General features: G+C 53.6%; 14 protein-coding genes. 1 reads left to right on the top strand and 13 read right to left on the bottom strand.

The features are described 5' to 3' along the window. Positions 1-4: 4 nt before the first annotated feature. From glmS to Q399_RS0115625, 5 genes are all read right to left on the bottom strand, one after another. Positions 5-1834, bottom strand: a complete 1830-nt coding sequence (gene glmS / locus Q399_RS0115605) for a glutamine--fructose-6-phosphate transaminase (isomerizing) (RefSeq protein WP_031569983.1) — start codon at positions 1832-1834, stop codon at positions 5-7. Positions 1835-1836: 2 nt separating this feature from the next. Next, positions 1837-2628 carry a DeoR/GlpR family DNA-binding transcription regulator gene (locus tag Q399_RS0115610; RefSeq protein WP_031569985.1) on the bottom strand — a complete coding sequence of 264 codons (792 nt, stop codon included), beginning with the start codon at positions 2626-2628 and terminating at the stop codon, positions 1837-1839. Between the two features lie 108 nt (positions 2629-2736). Continuing rightward, positions 2737-6513 carry a two-component regulator propeller domain-containing protein gene (locus tag Q399_RS0115615; RefSeq protein ID WP_169739325.1) on the bottom strand — a complete coding sequence of 1259 codons (3777 nt, stop codon included), beginning with the start codon at positions 6511-6513 and terminating at the stop codon, positions 2737-2739. A gap of 153 nt (positions 6514-6666) precedes the next feature. After that, positions 6667-6867 (bottom strand): hypothetical protein, encoded by a 201-nt coding sequence (locus Q399_RS0115620; RefSeq protein WP_031569988.1) that lies wholly within the window; start codon positions 6865-6867, stop codon positions 6667-6669. A 219-nt stretch (positions 6868-7086) separates the two neighbouring features. Continuing rightward, complete coding sequence (locus Q399_RS0115625) at positions 7087-8496, bottom strand: HDOD domain-containing protein (protein ID WP_031569990.1); 1410 nt, start codon at positions 8494-8496, stop codon at positions 7087-7089. 118 nt (positions 8497-8614) lie between these two features. On the opposite strand from Q399_RS0115625, the gene Q399_RS0115630 reads away from it, so the two are divergent. Next, on the top strand, positions 8615-9397 hold the full coding sequence (locus Q399_RS0115630) for a DUF3667 domain-containing protein (RefSeq protein WP_084164409.1): 783 nt from the start codon (positions 8615-8617) through the stop codon (positions 9395-9397). A gap of 6 nt (positions 9398-9403) precedes the next feature. On the opposite strand, the gene Q399_RS0115635 is transcribed toward Q399_RS0115630, so the two are convergent. The 8 genes from Q399_RS0115635 to Q399_RS0115670 form a co-directional block, all read right to left on the bottom strand. Further along, complete coding sequence (locus Q399_RS0115635; RefSeq protein WP_031569993.1) at positions 9404-10120, bottom strand: 2OG-Fe(II) oxygenase family protein; 717 nt, start codon at positions 10118-10120, stop codon at positions 9404-9406. 24 nt (positions 10121-10144) lie between these two features. Beyond that, a complete protein-coding gene (locus tag Q399_RS0115640; RefSeq protein ID WP_031569994.1) occupies positions 10145-10462 on the bottom strand; it encodes a DUF2288 domain-containing protein in 318 nt (105 codons plus the stop codon). A gap of 20 nt (positions 10463-10482) precedes the next feature. Next, positions 10483-11847 carry a sigma 54-interacting transcriptional regulator gene (locus tag Q399_RS0115645; protein WP_031569995.1) on the bottom strand — a complete coding sequence of 455 codons (1365 nt, stop codon included), beginning with the start codon at positions 11845-11847 and terminating at the stop codon, positions 10483-10485. Between the two features lies 1 nt (position 11848). Further along, on the bottom strand, positions 11849-12427 hold the full coding sequence (locus Q399_RS0115650; protein WP_031569997.1) for a hypothetical protein: 579 nt from the start codon (positions 12425-12427) through the stop codon (positions 11849-11851). 2 nt (positions 12428-12429) lie between these two features. Further along, on the bottom strand, positions 12430-13842 hold the full coding sequence (locus Q399_RS0115655) for a sensor histidine kinase (protein WP_031569999.1): 1413 nt from the start codon (positions 13840-13842) through the stop codon (positions 12430-12432). Between the two features lie 127 nt (positions 13843-13969). Continuing rightward, on the bottom strand, positions 13970-14446 hold the full coding sequence (locus Q399_RS0115660) for a hypothetical protein (protein ID WP_031570000.1): 477 nt from the start codon (positions 14444-14446) through the stop codon (positions 13970-13972). Continuing rightward, a complete protein-coding gene (locus tag Q399_RS0115665; RefSeq protein WP_031570002.1) occupies positions 14430-16445 on the bottom strand; it encodes a M64 family metallopeptidase in 2016 nt (671 codons plus the stop codon). Before Q399_RS0115665 ends, Q399_RS0115660 begins: the two co-directional genes overlap by 17 nt. Positions 16446-16613: 168 nt before the next feature. Next, a complete protein-coding gene (locus Q399_RS0115670) occupies positions 16614-16808 on the bottom strand; it encodes a hypothetical protein (RefSeq protein ID WP_031570004.1) in 195 nt (64 codons plus the stop codon). Between the last annotated feature and the right edge of the window lie 180 nt (positions 16809-16988).

Genomic DNA, 16988 nt, shown 5'->3' on the forward strand with positions numbered 1-16988 from the left:
AAACTTACTCTACAGTCACTGACTTCGCCAGATTGCGTGGCTGGTCAACATCTGTGCCTTTAATGATGGCGACATAGTAGCTCAGCAGTTGCAGCGGGATGGTGTAGATGATTGGTGCGATCAGCGGGTGAACGTGCGGCACGTTCAGTACGCGCTGAGTGGCATCCGACTTAAAGTGTGCGTTGACGTCAGCGAACACATACAGGATGCCGCCGCGGGCGCGCACTTCTTCGACGTTTGACTGCAGTTTTTCCAGCAGTTCGTTGTTCGGGGCCACCACGATAATTGGCATCTGCGCGTCAATTAACGCCAGCGGGCCATGTTTCAGCTCGCCTGCGGCGTAGGCTTCAGCGTGGATGTAAGAAATTTCTTTCAGCTTCAGTGCCCCTTCCATCGCGATTGGGTACTGATCGCCACGACCTAAGAACAGTGAGTGGTGTTTGTCGGCGAACTCTTCCGCCAGCTGTTCGATTTTACCGGCTAACGTCAGGGTTTCTTCCAGTTTGGCTGGCAGCGATTTCAGCGCTTCTACCATATCTTTTTGCGCGGCTGCGGTCAGGCCGTTGTACTTACCCACGGCCAGCGTCAGCATGGCTAAACCAACCAGCTGCGTGGTGAAGGCTTTAGTGGATGCCACACCAATTTCAGCACCGGCGCGGGTCATAAAGGCTAAGTCAGATTCACGCACCAGCGAAGAACCGGCGACGTTACAAATCGTCAGACTGCCCAAATAACCGGCTTCTTTGGCCAGACGCAGCGCGGCTAAGGTATCCGCCGTTTCGCCGGACTGGGAAATGCTGACCAGTAACGACCCTGGCTGCACAAAAGATTTGCGGTAACGGAACTCAGAAGCGATTTCAACGTTACAGGAAATGCCACCTAAAGACTCTAGCCAGTAGCGCGCCACCATACCAGAGTGGTAAGAAGTACCACAGGCGACGATCTGGATATGTTTCACTTTTTTGAACAGCTCAGCGGCGCCGTTACCAAAAGTCTCGTCCAACACAGAATCAGAACCCAAACGGCCTTCCAGCGTATTCATGATGGCGTGTGGCTGTTCGTAGATTTCTTTGAGCATAAAGTGGCGGTACTGGCCTTTGTCGCCGGCGTCGTAGCTGACGTTCGACTCTGTGACAGCGCGTTCTACTTTATTGCCGTGTTTGTCATAGACAGTGACGTCAAAGCGGGTAATTTCTGCGACATCACCTTCTTCTAAAAACATAAAACGACGGGTCACCGGTAACAGCGCCAGTTGGTCTGAGGCGATAAAGTTTTCGCCGATACCGAGGCCAATCACCAGTGGGCTGCCTGAGCGCGCCACCACTAAATGTGACGGGTCGGTTTTGTCCATCAGCACAGTGCCATAAGCACCGCTGAACTGTTTTACCGCTGTTTGTACTGCAGCCAGTAACGAGCCCGCTGTTTTGAATTCTTCTTCGACTAAGTGCGCGATGACTTCAGTGTCAGTATCAGAATTAAACACATAACCTTTGCCTTTCAGCATTTCGCGCAGCGGGCCATGGTTTTCGATGATGCCGTTGTGCACGACGGAGATTTTGTCAGAGACGTGTGGATGCGCGTTGCGCTCAGAAGGTTCGCCGTGCGTCGCCCAGCGGGTGTGCGCGATACCAGTGCCGCCGACGGTTGGGTTTAACTTCACTGCGTCGGACAGTTCTTTCACTTTGCCTAAACGGCGGATGCGCTGCAGCTCACCGGTTGGGCTCACCACGGCCACGCCGGCTGAGTCATAACCGCGGTATTCCAGACGGCGTAAACCTTCGACCAGAATGTCGACGACGTCACGTTGCGCTACTGCGCCTACTATTCCACACATATTTACTCCGATGTCGTATGTTCAGTTGAAACAGGGGCACAGATCACCCGGACGCCCTGTTGTTCTATTTGCCTTTTTGCCGTGTCGGGTAACTTGTCGTCTGTTACCAGGATTTTTATCGACGTCCACGGCAGTTCGAGATTATGAATTTTGCGGCCGATTTTATCCGATTCGACCATCACCACTACTTCACGCGCCACTTCCGCCATTACCCGGCTTAAGCTGGTCAGTTCATTAAAAGTGGTGGTGCCGCGTTGTAAATCGATGCCGTCAGCACCGATAAACAGCTGGTCAAAATCGTAGGCCCTGAGCACCTGTTCCGCCAGCTGGCCCTGAAAGGACTCAGACTGCGCATCCCAGCTGCCGCCGGTCATTAATAATTTGGGTTCGTGCTCGAGTTCACGCAGGCTGTTGGCGATAAACAGCGAGTTGGTCATCACCACCAGGCCTTGTTTGGCGGAAAGCTCCGGCAGTAACGCGGCTGTGGTGCTGCCGCTGTCGAGAATAATGCGGTAATGGTCTTTAATCAGCGCCGCGGCCGCTTTGGCCAGTGCCTGTTTACGGGCGGAAATGGTGGCAGGTGCCGCCTCGTTGATCAGTTCATGTGGCAGCTGCACGGCACCGCCATAACGGCGCAACAGCAGTCCGTTGTCTTCCAGCGCTGTTAAATCTTTGCGAATCGTCACTTCCGAGGTTTCAAAGCGCAGCGCCAGGTCGTCAACACTGACTTCACCCTGTTCGGCCAAGAGGTCAAGGATGCCACGACGTCTTTGTTGGGTATTGCGTTTATTCATCAGGTTGCAGGCGCTTAAATTTCGGTTTAAGTTTCGATTCGAAAGATATTCTATCTATTCGAAATATTATTGCAAGCATTTCACTGCTACACAACGCCAGCCATTCAGTTAGTCCGGCCGGCGTTGTAACGGTAACAATATCCGGTAACTCAGACCCTGACCAGCCTCACTGCGCACCTGAATACTGCCATGCAGTTCCACCGTCACCAGATTGTAGACAATATGACTGCCGAGACCGCTAAAGCCGGCATGGCGTTTGGTGGTAAAGAAAGGTTCAAACAGCCGCGGCAGCAGTTCAGCCGGCATGCCCTGACCATTATCCAGATACTGCATCAAGACCTGATTGCCTTGTTGCGTCAGGCCCAGGCGGATCTGCCGGTCGGTTTGTTGCGGCAAAAAACCATGCTGCAACGAGTTCATCACCAGATGTTCCAGTAACCGCGCCAGGATGCCGGCATCGGCATGCAGCACCAGGCCAGGCTCGGCATCAAACTGCACCTGACAACCGGTTTTACTGAGCTCAGGCGCCAACGCCTGCAACACCTCAGCGAAGTAACTGCTCAGTTCAACATCCCGCACGCTGATCGCCGAACGATCCACCGCCACCTGTTTAAAACTTTGCACCAGCGCGGCGACGCGTTGGGTGTTGTCAGCCAGCATCTGGCAGGTGGCTGCAGCGGTCTCCAGGTATTCATGAAACATCGCCGCAGTCAGACGCTTGTCGCGCTGCAGCTCCGTCAGCTGCGAAAGTTCATGTTGTAAATGACTGGCGGCGGTAACACAGATACCCAACGGCGTATTAATTTCATGCGCCACCCCGGCGACCAGGCCCCCAAGCGAGGCCATTTTTTCCTGCATCACCAGTTGCTCGCGGGTTTGCTGCAGTCGCTGCACCACATTAGCATTGGCCACGGCAATGGCGATAGTGCTGCATAAAGTACGCAGTAAATCAATTTGCTCTGCCTCGAAGGCCTGTTGCTGCGGGCTTTGTACGGTCAGACAGCCAATTTGTTCGCCTTTGACACTCAGGGGGAAATACAACACCGATTGCATCGGCTCACCAACCAGCGGAGTTGGCAACTCTTTCAAATACAACAGAAAGTCCTGCCGGCTTTTCGTCTGGATCTCGCGCTGTTGGGCAAAACACACCGCGGCAAGATTGGCCTGACCTTGCAGCACCAGTTCGAATGGTGGCATCAGCTGGCCGTTTTCCATCCAATGACTGAACTCCAGCACTTGCTGCTCGCATTTATACACGCCAATCGCCAGCACATGCACATCCATCAGGTCGTTCAGACTACGATGCACCAGCAGCAGAATTTCCTGTAAGTCCAGCGACGCCGTGATCTGCCGGGCCACAGTTTGCAGCAGCGATAAATCGCGATAGGAATTACTCAGCGCCATATGTTGGGTTTTCAGCTCGCTGGTGCGGCTGTCCACCACTTTTTCCAGCCAGAGCCGGGTTTTGCGTTCATGCCGCAACCGGTATTGCATCACAAACCAAATCAGACTCAGCGTCAGCACCACCACCGAGGTTTTGAACCACCAGGTCAGCCACCAGGGCGGTAAAATCTGCAGCGTCAGCTGACTTGGCTGCTGGCCCTGCCAGCTCTGCCCTGGCGCTCTGGCCATCACTTCAAACTGATAACGGCCCGGTGCCAGCCGGGTGTAGGTAGCGACCGGATTCGCCGCATCAGTTTCAATCCAGTCACGGTCAAAGCCCAGCAGCCGGTAGCGATATTGCATCGACAACGGGTCCACCAAATTCAGCGCAGAAAAATGCAGACTGAACATGTCCTGCTCATATTGCAGCTGGATTTGCTCAGCAAAACCGGGCGATTTTTTCAGTTGTAACCGCGAGTCGCCCACCTTGACCGGCCGGTTAAACAAACTAAAACCGGTCAGCCGGACCGGAAAGGTCTGCTCCGGTATTTGCAGCAAAGCAGCAGGGTAAATATCCAGCCCCTGACTGCCGCCCCGGTACTGGCGTTGTTGCTGATCAATCAGCCAGGCGCCAATCCAGGTCGTGCCCTGAAAGCCATGCATCTCGCCATACTGGACTAAACCGCCTGACTGTAACTTATTGCGGTACAACAGTAAAAACTGGTTGGCGTCTTCAAGATATTTGTCGTGATCAGCAGGGCTCAGATAAGCTTTAAAACCTTCCACCTGAGCGGGCTGCTGCGGATTAAACAATACCCGGTGATTGATGTTTCCGGCCCGCAACCACAGCTGTCCGCCTTCCGGATAAATCAGCTGAATACCATCAAAACGCAGACCTGAACCGTCGGAAGCCTGCCAATGTTGCAGCTGACCGCTGAGCTTATCCAGCCGGATCAGTCCTTGATCAGCCAGCCCAATCCACAAAGCATCCTGCTGGTCCGTTGCCAGGATAGAAATCACCGCATTATCCAGCCGCACGCCCGGCCGCACCTGCTGATGAAATTGCCTGACCTGTCCCTGCTGCAGCAAATACAGCCCTTCACCCCGGGTGCCAATCCACAGGCGCTGCTGGTTATCCAGATGCAGATTGCCAATATGGGGTTGGCGGCTCTCACCCAGCGGCTGCAACTGCCAGTTGCGGCTGTTGGGATCTAAAACAAACAAGCCACTGTCGGTGCCGACATACAACAGGCCTTGATTATTTTGCACCACTTGCCTGACCAGCGTCGGCTGCCTGGCCAGACCCGGTAAAACCGGCAGCGGCCAGCGTTTGACCAGAAAGCGGGTTAAATCCAGCTCGGCGACCCCGGCATCACGATTGGCCAGCCAGACATGCTGTTCATCCTGATACCAGATGCCAAACACATCGCCGTGTCCCAACAAACCAGTCTCGCCCGGCCCCAGCGGAATATTGCGCACTTGCTGAGCCTGCGCCGACAAGCCAAAAACACCGACCGGCGTTTTCAGCCACAGTGTCTGCTGTTTATCAAATAACAAACCGGTCAGATTATTGCTCGGCAACTGATAACTGACTAACGGATTGGCTTTGAATAATTGCCACTGCGCGCTGCCGGCGGCCTGATACCACAGCCCTTTGTCATAGCTGCTGAGCCAACGACCACCCTGACTGTCAAAACCGATATCGGTCAGCAGCCCCTGTGCCAGGGCTGCCGGCTGCGCCCGCTCCGCCTGCAAAATGCCGCTGGCGCTGTCGAAATGATAGAGGCCGCCGCCATAGCTGGTCAGCCAAATCTGGCCCCTGGCGTCGGCTTTAATCGCAGTCACAGCCGCCGCGGTCAGTGCAGAGCTACGGGTGCTGAACAGCTGTTTGTGGCCCTGCTGCGGGTGCCAGCGGATGGCGCCGCCTTGTTGTATCTGGCGGTTACGCAGCGGCGCATTACCGGTGCCTAACCACAGATAACCGCTGCTGTCGCGAAATAACGTGTTGATATACAGACTATCCAGCTCGTTGAGCGGGACCGGCAATACCACGTTTTCCAGCCTTGCGTCTTTCGGCTCCCAGCGCAGCAGCCCGCCTCCATAAGTGCCGACCCACAGCTCGCCGGCACTATCCTGATACAACACGGAAATTTCAACCTGCTGCTGTTCGCCCTGTAAAGCCGGTAATGCCACCCGGCTGAACTGTTCAGTTGCCGGATTAAAGCGGTTCAGACCGCCATAACGGGTACCAATCCAAATCATGCCCTGACGGTCAACCAGCAAACTGGATACCCAGTCCGCCGACATCGCATTAGGGTCAGTTGGATCGGCCTGCCAGATTTTGATTTGCTGGCCATCAAATCGGTACAGGCCGTGTTGCGTGCCAACCCAGAGGTAACCTTGTTGATCCTGCACAATGGCAGTTGACTGCGTCAGTTTCGGCGTGACGCGGGTCAGATTGAGGAAACGGCTGTAAACCTCAGCCTGAATGGGCGCAGGCATTACCTGCGACGCCTGAGACCAGGCTGAAAGAGGAGCAATACACAATAAGATCAGGCAGTAAATCCGCCAGTTCAGCATCTGTATCTACCTGAAAGGAAAGCGACTCTGTCCAGTATTAATGCTTTTTGCTGTCACTGCAATCAAAGAACAGGATCACAGCGGCGATTGCCCCCCAACTGTCTGCAGCACGTTTGCCGGCTGCAGCGCCGCCATACTCATCACCATCAGCAGCATCAACAACACCCAGGCCGTGCCAAGCAGCAAACTCCGCCAATCCAGCCGGCGGAACAGCCACAGATCTAGTCCACAGACTAATAACGCCGGCCACAGCACCCATAAACTTAAGCCCAGCATTCGCCATCTCCATCGGTCAATCGCTGAGATCAAAATAATTTAAATGAGAATTATTTGCAATTAGAAAAAGACTAAGTTATGGTAAGCAACGTCAGGATGACACACCGATACTTGCCCGGTGCATGGAGGGATCCACTCCACGGTAGTCCCAGTCGTTGATTGGGTGTTTGCTGTTCTGCAGTGACTTTGCGGGGGACGTTTGCGCCGTCCCCCGTTTTTTTAGTCGGTCGCTTTCCCATCACTTTGCTGCACGATCAGCGTTAATAGCTGCGCCGTGAGCTCAAATTCTGTTTGCTGGCGATCAGTCAGCGGTTTGCCGGCAGCATCGGCATATAACAAGCCAAACAGCCGGCGTTCCAGCCGGATCGGCGCGACAAAACAATCGCCGTCGTAGGGCAAAAATTGCTGCAGCGCGCCGATATCGGCACCATTGAGTTTTTTATGCCACAGCATCTGCTCAGAGCGCAGCAAGTCGTGCAGCACTTCACCTTTTCGCAGTTGTTCCAGGGCTATTGCCGCCTGATTGCGCCACAATTGCGTGTCACGGCCGGCGACATAACTCGGCACAAAACTCTTGCTCTGAAAATCCATCAGCAGCAACGCGACTCGCGGTAATCCCACGCCTTCTTGCAGGCAAATCACAGTCGCATGCAGCAAGCGCGACAAACTGTCGCTGACGCGCTGCAGTTTTAACAAAGTATTCAGTTGGACACTGAATTCATAACCGGTCGGCTTGCTCTCGGTATTCTGCGCCAGAATTTGTGCCCGGTTTGGCAATAATGACACCAGGCTTTCAGCATTATATTGATTAGCCGTGAGCGCTGCTTCTTCAGCCATCAGCAGCACCTGCTGCTGGCTTTCTTCCAACGTCAGCTGACACAGCTGGGCCACTTGTGTGCAGTTTTCCAGCATAGCCGGAGACTGCAGCCCTTCTGTCAGATGCACACTGATACTGTCCGCCAGATTGACCAAAGCGCCGATGGAACCAGCCGGTGCGCTTTGCTGCAACGCATCCAGCATAAAATCACCGAGCTTCCATTCTTTCACCAGCTCGCGGTTCAGGCTGTCGATGCCAATCCCGAGATGTTTCATCGCAATGGCATGTTCATCGTCCGGATATTCGCGGCATTCGCGGACAAAATGCTCAGCCGCCGGCTCCCGCGTCGCCAACAACGCCAGCTTGCCGATATGCCGCAGCAAAGCCGCAATAAACACCAGCTCCCGTTTGGCCGCATCGGCACGCGGCACTAAAGCCCGCGCCTGCACTGCTGCATGGAAAGATTGGGTCAGTTGCTGTAGTAACAGCTGGCGTGGTTTGCCCTGTAGAAAGCTGTCAATCAGACTACTGGCCAGCGTGATGTTTTTAATTTCGAGGAAACCGACCTGAATAATGGCACGGGAAACGGTATGGATGGGTTTGCCGGATCTGTTGTAATGCACAGCATTGGCGACCCGCAGCACTTTGGCAGTCAGCCCGGCATCGCGTAACACAATTTTGGCTAAATCGTCGGCGTTGCCTTCATTGCGCTCATCCAACTGGCAAATTTGCTGCACCACCACATCCAGCGCCGGCATTTGCTGATTTAAAATGAGCTTCATCCAGGCCTGCAGGCCCCTGATTTCTTGCATAGCGTACTTCTCTTCACTACAGCACTTTACGCAGAGTGTAGCCCCAAGCACTGTCAGGCTTGAAGCCTAATTTCCAAAAAGGCTAGACTGTGCAGATCCTCTACACGGCAGTAACAAAATGAATACACCAATGGAACATAGTGCAGAATTATCGTGCAGTCACTGCACCACGCAGATTGAGCATCAGTTTTGCCCGCAGTGCGGCGAAGCTCGTCCGGAGCGCCTGCACAGCGCCGCCATTCTCAACAAGGTGTTTGCGTCGGTGTTCAATATCGACAAACGCTGGCCTGCAACTCTCTGGTTATTATTGAGAAATCCCGGAAAATTGATCCGCGATTATCATCAGGGCATCCGCTTGCATTACGCCAATCCTGTGTTGATGTTGTTAGTTTTTGGTGCGTTTTTTACTTTTTTATACCAATGGAAGATCTATTTACCCGAGGTAAAAATAGGCGAGGTATCGGAACAGAAAAAACTGGAAGATATCATCGAAATCGTCATGCAATATGCGAATTATCTGATGATAGTGTTGACTTACCCGGTAGCCGCCGCCAGCGGCTGGTTATGGCGAGGTTCGACAGTCGCCGAGCGTTATGTCGCGTTACTCTATACCAACGTGTTGAATTATATGGTGAGTCTGGTCATGTTACTCAGCGGCGTGTACGAACAGCACGTTGAGCAGATGGTGGGGCTGTCAATTCTGGTGATGCTGGTCGTTTTTTGTTACACCGGTATCAGTGTCCGCCAACGATTCTGGCCGGGTATTTGGCTCGGTTGCTGGCAAGTTTTGCTACAACAGGGCATCGTCATGCTATTGGGGGCCACCAGTGCGGTGATTTACATGCTGCTGTTCAAATTAGTGGAATATCAGGAAAGTCTCGACCCGACCCGTTATCTGTAGGTGCAGCTATAGCGGCCCTTTGGTTCTGAACCAACCGGTCACCGAGTAGCGCACATGGCGGGCGAATGGCGTGACGTAAGTTACCGCATGTGGGTGATGCACCTCAAATAACGCCATATTGTTAAAACGTGGAACCCAGGTCTGTGTTGGCGTGCCATCCGGTGTAAAAAACTGCAGCAAACCGCCCCAGTCCGGGTGCCATTGCCGGGTAAAACCCATCACATACGCAAAACGCCGCCCCTCGGCTTCAACCACATCGTTATGCCGGGTCAGATAGTTGCCCGGCACATAGCGACTGGCTTGTGCCGAGACATACATCAGCGTTTTTTCTCCGGTCAGCTCGCGCACAAACTGCAGCATCTCCGGACTATTCAGCAACTGATGTACCTGGCTCAGCAATGGCGGAGTCTGCATCTGGCGCTGCGGCCGGCCAATCAGATGACTGCCATACAAAAAACCGGTGCCTTCAGCGGCCAGCTGGTGCAGCTGTGCCATCCACTGCCTGACCTGTTCGGCTGGCATTTGCCGTAACTCCTGATCTAACAGCGACTGGTAACGGCCACCGGCAAAAAAAGCATTGTCGTATGGGGTTTCGCGCTGCAGGCAATGCAGAATGTGCTCTGCACTTTCCGGCGTCCAAATGTCTGACAGATTGATTTTCAGATCGGCGGCAAACTCAGCTTTTAAGTCAGCGCTTACAGTTGGCAGATTCAGTTGTAACATTCAGTATGTCCAGATAAAGCCAGATCAATGCAGTCTTTTGTCCTGCACCAGCACCCAGGGGGAAACAACCACAGCCCATAATTCAGCATTTTGCTGATACCAGGTACTGGCCAGCACATCATCAACCCGGCGCACCTGATTGCCCTGCAGCCAGGCACTGACTTTGGCTTTATCGTCGACGGCAAAAGCGTATGCGACTTCGACCAAATCGAGGCCAGCTACAACTTCAACCACGGCGCCGGCGGCATAAAATTTTTGCAGTTCATGCCAGTGAATACGCGCGGTTTCCCCGGTGATCTTGGCCTTTAAAACTTCAGGTTCAGTGTCAAAATTGTCGTGCATCTTGTACTCGTTCTATCAGGTTATTCAGGTTCGTCGCCTTGCTCAGACACCTGTGCTGCGCTTAACTCATGCTTTTTCAGCAGCTTATGGAAATCAGTTCTGTTGCGTCCGGCCAACTCCGCGGCACGGGTGACATTGCCTTCGGCCATTTTCAGCACCCGCACCAGATATTGCCGCTCAAACTGGTCACGCGCTTCACTCAGTGTCGGCCAGAAGCTGCGGTTCTGTTCCAGCGCCTGACTAACCAGCGCCAGACTCACCACCGGGTTGCTGGTCAGCGCCACACATTGCTCGACCACGTTGACCAGCTGGCGCACATTGCCGGGCCACTGCGCTGTGACCAAAGCCTGCATCGCATCTTCGGAAAACCGGTTGACCTGCACGCCATGGCGCTCAGCGCTTTGCTGCAGTACATGTCGGGCTAACAGCGGAATATCTTCGGCCCGCTCCCGCAAGGTCGGCAACTGCAGATTGACCACATTGAGACGGTAATATAAGTCTTCGCGGAAGCTTTGTTCCTGCATCGCCTGCTTCAGGTCGCGGTGCGTGGCGGAAATCACCCGCACATCAATCGGAATTGATTTGGCGCTGCCGACCGGGCGGATTTGCCGCTCCTGCAGCGCGCGAAGTAATTTCACTTGCAGCGGCAGCGGCATATCACCGATTTCATCAAGGAATAAGGTGCCACCATCGGCCTCACGGAATAAACCGGCATGCTCAGTGACTGCGCCGGTAAAAGCGCCTTTGGCGTGGCCAAAGAGTTCGGATTCGAGCAGATGCTCAGGCAAAGCGCCACAGTTAATCGCGACAAAAGCGCGGCGCGCGCGTGGACTCGCCAGGTGAATGGCATTTGCCAGCAGCTCTTTACCGGTCCCGCTGGCACCGGTGATCAGCACGCTGACATCGCGCTGCGCGACTCGGTACGCCTGCTCCAGCACCTGTTCCATGGTTTTACTGCGCGTGACAATGGCCTGACGCCAGCTGTCTTTGCTGGGTACATGGGATTGATGCACAGCTTTTTGCAAAATATCGCGCAGTTCAACGTTATTCAGCGGCTTGGTCAGAAAGCCAAACACGCCGCGCTGCGTGGCGGCAACGGCTTCCGGAATAGAACCGTGTGCCGTCATCAGCACTACTGGTAAACCGGGGCTGCGTTTAGCAATTTCATCAAACAGCGCCATGCCATCAAGGCCAGGCATCCGTAAGTCGCTCAGCACCACGTCAACCGGCTGCTTGGCCAGCAACGTCAAAGCAGTTTCAGCACAATCGGCCGAGATCACCTGATATCCCTCGCCTTCGAGGCGCAACGTCATCAGCCGCAATAAACTCGGGTCATCGTCGACCAGTAATAAACGGGCATTGTTGCCGGTCGGAGTTGTTGGCATCTCAACCTCCGCCAGATTGGTTTAGCTTGGCTTCGATTTGGGTCAGCGCCTCGATTTTCTTTTGCAGATCGGCATTTTGTTTTTGTAATTTTTCCAGATTGTCCTGCTGCTGACCATTGAGCCGGCCGAGCGCTTTGACTGCAGATTCAGACTCCAGCAATTTCTGGTTGTAGGCGTAATCCCAGCGAAGTAAGGCAGCCAGGCCCGCAGGTAACCGGCTCAGCTGCTCACTGAGCTGATTCTGGGCACGAAACCGCACGGCATAAGGAGTATCCGGATGCAACCGCAGCAACAACCCCTGCAATTCACCGACCGGCGTTTTTTCCAGAGTCTTACTGACGGCGTCGCGCTGTGCGGCATTCATTTGCAGCACTTCGCCGCGGAAATTCTGCCAGGCGCCAAGCGTCGGTGCATCATCCTGTAACGCCAGTTGCGGCTTGACCGGCGCCGGCTGTTCTTTCGGCAACTCGACCACTTTTTCCGGTGCTGGTTTGGGTTTTAAAATCACTGGCAAAGGCGCAGGCACGCCCTGACAACCAGCTACCAGCAGCGTTACCCCAAGCAGGGTCCACTTGTTCATACTTATTCCTCTACCATAGGCAAACGCACACGGATACACACGTCGGCATAATTCACATCAATGATCTCGGCCATGCCACCGAGTAATCTTGCACAGTCAGACACGATCGACAGGCCAAGGCCTGAGCCTTGTACCGCATCAAAGCGTGGCGCTTTACCGCGCTGAAACGGCTCAAACAGCTTGGCCCTGAGCTCCGCCGGGATCGGCGTGCCGTTATTCGCCACGTCCAGCAGCATAAATTTCTCATGTGGTTTTAACACCACCCACACCGGGCTGCCCTCGCCACCATAGGCCTGGGCATTATTGATCAGATTGTCCAGAATACGCCGAAATAACATGGCATCGGTATAGATACGCGGTAGCTGACAGTCCAGCTGGATGAACTGCCGGCGTTGTTGCAACGACAACGCATGATCAGCGAAACAACTGTCGAGCAGTTGCTGGCTGTCGTGCCAGGCGAATTCTGGCTTGGCTTGTTGTAACAGGCGGTTGTAGTCCAGCAGTTGTTCCGTCAGTTGACTCAGCCGGTCGGCACTGCCGTTGAGCAGTGTCACTACTTCCATTTGCTGGCCATTGAGCGGCCCCACCAGTTGTTCGCTGAGTAAAGCGCAACCTTCTTTGATACTGGATAGCGGCGTTTTCAGTTCATGCGAGGCGTGGCGCAACAGAATCAGCCTTAAAGCTTCAAGCTGTTGCAAGCGCGACGCCAGCCAACGTAATTGCTCACCGAGTTCAGTCAGCTCCCGCGGCCCCACCACTTGTTCGTGCGGAAAATGGTGACTGGCCTGACCGATGGATCGGATCATGGTATCGAGCTGTTTAATTGGTGAGGCGATCCGCGCCTGCGCCCATAACACTAACAACAAGGTCAGCAGCACCAACGTGACGGATTGCCAGGCCAACTGGTTCTGCGCATCAACAACAAAACTCTGCTGTGTCTGTAAACGCTGTTCCAGCCGTTGCCAGATTTGTTCCGTCAGCTGTTGTTGCTGCTGGCGCAGCGTCTGCAAGGTGGGGGAAAGTTCTTCGTTACTGGCATGCAGGAAATTCTGCAATAAGGTGGTGACTTGCGCTGCCTGCGCCTGACACAGCAAAGGCGCGTCTAAATCCAGGCAAACCTGCTGCAGCATCTGCTGGTAATTCAGTAAATGGGTGGTGGCCAGTGTACTTAACGAATCGGTGCGTAAAATACCAAACTGGCGCACCGCCCGTTCGATATCAATCACCAGATTTTGCATGTTCTCGGCACGTTTCACGCTGTCGACGGAAGATTCAGCTTCGGCCACGGCAAAACGGCTGACGTCAGATAAGGCGCTGTTACTTTGCCACAGCAACACCGCTAACGGGATCAGCGCCAGAAAAAAGCTTAATAAAATAAACTGCCGCAATGAGGCCGGCTGGATAGGACTTCGCATGCCGAAGGCTCCGCATCAATCAGGCGCATCAGGCGCCGGTCTGGGACTCTGGCGCCTATCATAGCGGATTTGTATGCGACAACTCACGGCCAATTATTGAGTTTTGCCGATACAAGCTGCCAACGGCTTATTTTAACTGCAGCTCAGTGGCAAATTGCTGCAAAGACAGCTGTTGCTGCGGGCTATCCGGCAGCACCGGCTGGCCTGGCGTTTCGGCCCATTGTAGTTCTAGCAAGCCTGCATCCGGTTGTGCCGGCAACACCAGCATAAAATCGCCTTCGTCCCGCACGACAAACTGGTGACCCTGAGCTGAGCCAGGCAACATCGGCACCCGGATCACTCTGGGATCATCAATAGATAGCTGCTGCAGCACTTTGCCGTCGGTCTTTTTCACACTGACCATCACAGCGCCGGCATGCGTCCGTTGCGTGGTCCGGCGTTGCCCGTCCGCGAGCTGCACCCGCTGCACTTGTTGAATTTCACTGCCGTTGGCATCAAAAGCCACTTTCACCAGCCAGAACTCGGCAGCAAATCCAGGTACTGCGGTGCAGGCGGCCAGCACGGCAACTGTGAACAGGCCGACGAATTTATTGGATCTGAACATGCCATTCCACCTCTTTGCTGACAAGCGCTGGCGCTTTGATTAAACCACTGATATCCGTAACTACAGCTTTGAGCTGATAATCTTGCTGTTGGTCCTGGCAGCAACTGATGCTGGTTTTATTGTCAAACTGAGGCAACAACTGACCATTTAACCACCACTGTACTTGTTGCTGCGCACTGCCGACGGACAATTCAAGCGAAAACTGTTGGCTCTGGCCCCGAAGCTGCACCACTTGCGGTTGTGCTGGCTGTTGGCTGTGATACATACCGATAGTCTGATACAGCTGGTTGACCCAGGCTTCACCATTGATTTCACCAACAGGCTTACCTAATTCGAGCATAAAACTATTGTCCTTCGGCCGGTAAAACCCTTTACTGTGGTAATACCCGCCTTCAAACAAACCTACACCGGCCTGACCCGGCAACGTCGGCACTTTGGCCGGATCGCTGAACCAGTGCCGCCATTTCACCTGAGTTAAATCCGTCAATTGGGTGATGTTGGCGTAACAGGATTCGCAATAGCCTGGCAAATACAAATGTGCATTGGCATCATCAACATATTCGTCAGCCAGACGGGCGAAGGTATGGCCAAGTTCATGGATAGCTACATCGGTCGCACTCTGATGCAAGGTGAACGTCGAGATGGCGCCACCAGCACCGCCATATTTGGTGCTATTGCCGGCGACCAGTACAAAATCAAACTGCGGATAATGCTGGAACACATAATTAAACACTTTACTGCTGTTCACACAGTACAGACGGTCGATGCCGGCACAGCCAAAATTGCCGTCAAACAGCGTATCGACCAGTGTGTTGGTCGACGGATCGTCGGCACCGCTTTGCGCGGAGACCGCATCCAGCACATGCAGGCTCCAGCCATCGCGATGGGTACCAATTTCTTTGCTGTTGAAAAACACCTGGCTGAATTTGACTGCAGCATCGCGTAATTTCTGCTGTTCTGTCGCAGTAAAACCATCGCCGACAATCACCAGATTCAGCCGGTTGCTTTGCACAGGCCCAACCAAAGTTCGCCCCATGCCATTGCTATTTTGGATCGCCAACAAGACTTTTTGTTTGTATTGCGCTGTAGCACCTTGTGGATCTGTGGCCTGCAGCAGAAGTTCGGTTTCCAAAGCCTCAGTACGGGCTAAAACTTGTAATGACGTATTGGTCTGGCTGCGGTCCAGCCGGAACAGCTGCGGCTGTGCATTACTCACTGTCACCATATCGCCATCGACATCTTCAGCGCTGAAGTTCAGAGCATAACTCTGGCCTGCATCCAACAACACAGGCAAAGGTGTGACGGTCAGCGTCGGGGCATCATTGACGGCAGCCAGCGTGATCTCGGCGTTAAACCCCACTGCTGCAGACTTCCCGTCGGTGACCTGTAACTGCAGCGCGATTTTGCCATTGAGATTTGCCGCTGGTTTCAGACTGATGCTGCCGGCCGGATTGACCACCACACCGGCATTGACCGGATTAACACTTTGTAGGGTAAAGGTGAGTGGATCCTGATCGGCATCCGTCGCTTTGAGCTGAAAGGTAGCAGCTGTGTCTTCTACCCCATCAAATTGTTGTAGCGCGACCTGCGGCAGGTCATTGATATTTTGTACTGTCAGTTTGGCATTGCCGGCCACCGGCGGATTTTTCCCGTCACTGACGGTGAAGGTAAAACTGGCTTCACCAGCAAAATCTGCGGTGGGCTGATAAGTAAAACGCCCGTCAGTTTGCATACCCACCACACCTTGTGCCTGACTTTGACTGCTCAGCTGATAACTGAGCGCATCATTGTCCGCGTCAGTGGCACTGAGCTGGCCCTGCAGGCTGCTGTCTTCGTTTAACTGAAAGGTATTGCTGCCGGGCACCGGCGCGGCATTTTGTGGTGTGGGTTGTGGTGTACCTGTGCTGTCTGAACCGCCACCGCCGCAACCGGCTAAGCCGATGGCACTGAAGAATAAAAAGCCGGCATGGTAAAACCAGCGCAGTCCTTGCAGACGCATCGAAACCTCCATGTTTATTTACATATTTTTATCAGCTTATCACATCAGCAAAGCAGCAGTCTGTATTGCCAGACAAAGAGTTCTCAGACAACCGGGCATTTGCCAGTACAAATTGCAGACGAAAAAAAACCGGCCAACTGACCGGTTCTTTTTCAAATTTATTTGCGCTTATGCGTTTGCTGCTACACCAGCAGCGCGGGCTTTACGAACTTTTGCGGCTTGACGGTTGTAAGCATCAGTAAACTGGGCTTTTTCCAGTTTGCGCACTGCTTCACCGTTCAGGTCGATCTTGCGCAGATAAGTTACAAACACAAAAGCATTAACCACGAAGAAAGCTGCTGCTGCGATTAAAAATGTGTCCATCTTACACCTCTCTACATCACCGGACTTTGCCGGACTACATACTGTGATTACCTTGGGTTTCAGGTAAAAAACGGAAGTGGAACTCGCTGTATCACTTTCGTTATTTACCTGCTTGATAACCTATATGCAGCTGGTGTGCCAACTTACAGATAAAATTTCAAGTCACTGTTTATATTGAAT

This window comes from Rheinheimera texasensis DSM 17496 (genome assembly GCF_000711985.1).
In the GTDB taxonomy this organism is placed as follows: Bacteria; Pseudomonadota; Gammaproteobacteria; order Enterobacterales; family Alteromonadaceae; genus Pararheinheimera; species Pararheinheimera texasensis.

Bases quoted from the DNA above. Each gene is read 5' to 3' on its own strand.
- glmS (WP_031569983.1), bottom strand. From the start codon at position 1,834: ATGTGTGGAATAGTAGGCGCAGTAGCGCAACGTGACGTCGTCGACATT.
- Q399_RS0115610 (WP_031569985.1), bottom strand. From the start codon at position 2,628: ATGAATAAACGCAATACCCAACAAAGACGTCGTGGCATCCTTGACCTC.
- Q399_RS0115615 (WP_169739325.1), bottom strand. From the start codon at position 6,513: ATGCCTGCGCCCATTCAGGCTGAGGTTTACAGCCGTTTCCTCAATCTG.
- Q399_RS0115620 (WP_031569988.1), bottom strand. From the start codon at position 6,867: ATGCTGGGCTTAAGTTTATGGGTGCTGTGGCCGGCGTTATTAGTCTGT.
- Q399_RS0115625 (WP_031569990.1), bottom strand. From the start codon at position 8,496: ATGCAAGAAATCAGGGGCCTGCAGGCCTGGATGAAGCTCATTTTAAAT.
- Q399_RS0115630 (WP_084164409.1), top strand. From the start codon at position 8,615: ATGAATACACCAATGGAACATAGTGCAGAATTATCGTGCAGTCACTGC.
- Q399_RS0115635 (WP_031569993.1), bottom strand. From the start codon at position 10,120: ATGTTACAACTGAATCTGCCAACTGTAAGCGCTGACTTAAAAGCTGAG.
- Q399_RS0115640 (WP_031569994.1), bottom strand. From the start codon at position 10,462: ATGCACGACAATTTTGACACTGAACCTGAAGTTTTAAAGGCCAAGATC.
- Q399_RS0115645 (WP_031569995.1), bottom strand. From the start codon at position 11,847: ATGCCAACAACTCCGACCGGCAACAATGCCCGTTTATTACTGGTCGAC.
- Q399_RS0115650 (WP_031569997.1), bottom strand. From the start codon at position 12,427: ATGAACAAGTGGACCCTGCTTGGGGTAACGCTGCTGGTAGCTGGTTGT.
- Q399_RS0115655 (WP_031569999.1), bottom strand. From the start codon at position 13,842: ATGCGAAGTCCTATCCAGCCGGCCTCATTGCGGCAGTTTATTTTATTA.
- Q399_RS0115660 (WP_031570000.1), bottom strand. From the start codon at position 14,446: ATGTTCAGATCCAATAAATTCGTCGGCCTGTTCACAGTTGCCGTGCTG.
- Q399_RS0115665 (WP_031570002.1), bottom strand. From the start codon at position 16,445: ATGCGTCTGCAAGGACTGCGCTGGTTTTACCATGCCGGCTTTTTATTC.
- Q399_RS0115670 (WP_031570004.1), bottom strand. From the start codon at position 16,808: ATGGACACATTTTTAATCGCAGCAGCAGCTTTCTTCGTGGTTAATGCT.